Origin of the sequence: Vibrio genomosp. F10 str. ZF-129, from assembly GCF_000287055.2 — a bacterium.
GTDB lineage: Bacteria > Pseudomonadota > Gammaproteobacteria > Enterobacterales > Vibrionaceae > Vibrio.
The window spans coordinates 1-1,578 of record NZ_AJYQ02000062.1; the positions used below are offsets into that span (position 1 = coordinate 1).

Genomic DNA, 1,578 nt, shown 5'->3' on the forward strand with positions numbered 1-1,578 from the left:
GCTGTTTATTTGCCGCTTAGCAGAGCGTTATATGCTATTACTGGCCAACCTTATCTACATCACATTAAGTCTTTAAATTTAATATTAAAATCATTGATCATTTATCATGGAGGATTAGCTATGCCAGGCGCATTTGCACATATAACAGCTGTTAATTTCGCAATAAGTAATTCAAATCTCAAATCATTAAATATGCCTAAAAAAGCAAAGTTAGCTCTCAGCCGAAATCAAAAATTCGTTGAGCTAGGCTGTGTCAGTCCTGACTTTCCTTATTTAAAATTAGGAAGTCCAGACCAAAATGAATGGGCCGATAAGATGCATTATGAGAAAGTAGGCGTCTTAATAAGAAAAGCAATATTACTTGTAAAAAATTTATCAGGCGAGGATCAAGAGAAAGCATTTGCTTGGCTTTGTGGTTTTGTTGCCCATGTCATTTCTGATATTACAATTCACCCTGTTGTTGAGATGAGAGTTGGGCCATACCATGAAAATTCTCAAGAACATCGAATTTGTGAGATGAATCAAGATGCGTATATATGGCCAAAGTTAAACTTAGGTGAAATCGGTTATGCTGAGAGGGTGAAAAATAATATTGGATCTTGTAACGATCCTACAAACCCATCGAATTTAGATAGAATAATTACTAAGCTATGGGAAACTTGCTTAAAGGATGTTTTTCCTGAAAAAGCTGACTCTACACATCCTGATATTAACGGTTGGTATAAAGGCTTTCAGTTTATAGTTGATAATATTGAAGAGGGTTATCGACTTTTTCCTTTAGCTAGACATGTTGCTGCGAAACAAGGGTTGGTTTATCCAAGTTTGGAAGAGATAGATGAATCTTATATTAAAGCTTTGAAAACACCTTGTGGGATAGAAGATTATGATTCAATTTTCGAACGAGCAGTTGAAAATGTGAAGCAATACTTGTGTTACTTGTCTAACGCTGTTTTTGATGATGGTAGTGTTGATATGTTTTTAAATTGGAACTTAGACACTGGTCGTTGTGAAAAGGAAATGTTGACTGCTTGGAGTAACTCATGAAATATCTAAACTTATTAATATTATCAATGTTAACTGCTGGATGCGCTGTATCTAAACCATATAACGATGAAAAAATGTATGACTTAGCTTCCCAATTTAAAGATCTTGCTCAAACTGTCGATGGATCCATTAAATTTGGTGATGTCATGATTGATAGCGGTGCACAGGCCTTAGAAATTGTTTCAACAGAGCAACCTGATAAGGTTGCACCTTTTGTTAAATATACAATTAAAGCTGAAATGCAAGGCGACAATGCCGTACTTCTATTGTGTGAAGAAGATGTTGCCTTAATCGAAGATGCAGGGTGTAACGCTGTACTTGATAAAGTTTATTGGCATGAACTTAAAAGTAATAGTTGTGTGATTACATTGCAAAGTAATCAGGTATGCAATTAGAGAACGCATATAACAAAGCATTTAAGAGTGATTCCCAACGCTTGGCATTTTTAGCTCAAGGTTGGGTTTCGTGTTTACGGCGCAATGGTTTAGGTCAGCTGACAGCGTTGCTCACACCTTAATGCGGCGTTAAGACTCG

Annotated in this window: 2 protein-coding genes; both read left to right on the plus strand. The window is 36.1% G+C overall.

All coding sequences use genetic code 11. The features are described from left to right. Positions 1 to 1,044 (plus strand): zinc dependent phospholipase C family protein (locus A1QO_RS06410; RefSeq protein ID WP_347230232.1); only part of this gene is annotated, 1,044 nt, incomplete at its 5' end. Continuing rightward, positions 1,041 to 1,439: a hypothetical protein gene (locus A1QO_RS06415; protein ID WP_013868605.1), complete on the plus strand. Its 399-nt coding sequence runs from the start codon at positions 1,041 to 1,043 to the stop codon at positions 1,437 to 1,439. The genes A1QO_RS06410 and A1QO_RS06415, both read left to right, overlap by 4 nt. The last annotated feature ends 139 nt before the right edge of the window (positions 1,440 to 1,578 follow it).

Bases quoted from the DNA above. Each gene is read 5' to 3' on its own strand.
- A1QO_RS06415 (WP_013868605.1), top strand. From the start codon at position 1,041: ATGAAATATCTAAACTTATTAATATTATCAATGTTAACTGCTGGATGC.